General features: G+C 48.9%; 1 rRNA gene (only partly in view). It reads right to left on the bottom strand.

Annotation, left to right across the window (positions count from 1 at the left end):
* Positions 1 to 261: ribosomal RNA gene (locus KHQ26_RS04195) — 16S ribosomal RNA — on the bottom strand; it reaches 1,155 nt to the left of the window's first position.
* Positions 262 to 333: the final 72 nt, after the last annotated feature.

Here is a 333-nt window from a genome sequence, read left to right as displayed (position 1 = left end):
TTACCCCACCTACTAGCTAATCCCATCTGGGCACATCTGATGGCATGAGGCCCGAAGGTCCCCCACTTTGGTCTTGCGACGTTATGCGGTATTAGCTACCGTTTCCAGTAGTTATCCCCCTCCATCAGGCAGTTTCCCAGACATTACTCACCCGTCCGCCGCTCGTCACCCGAGAGCAAGCTCTCTGTGCTACCGCTCGACTTGCATGTGTTAGGCCTGCCGCCAGCGTTCAATCTGAGCCATGATCAAACTCTTCAATTTAAGTTTGATGCTCAAAGAATTAAACTTCGTAATGAATTACGTGTTCACTCTTGAGACTTGGTATTCATTTTT

The organism is Klebsiella sp. 10 (assembly GCF_018223925.1).
In the GTDB taxonomy this organism is placed as follows: Bacteria; Pseudomonadota; Gammaproteobacteria; order Enterobacterales; family Enterobacteriaceae; genus Klebsiella; species Klebsiella pneumoniae.
Note: the sequence above shows the minus strand (reverse complement) of the source record. Positions and strands in the feature narration are given on the sequence as shown.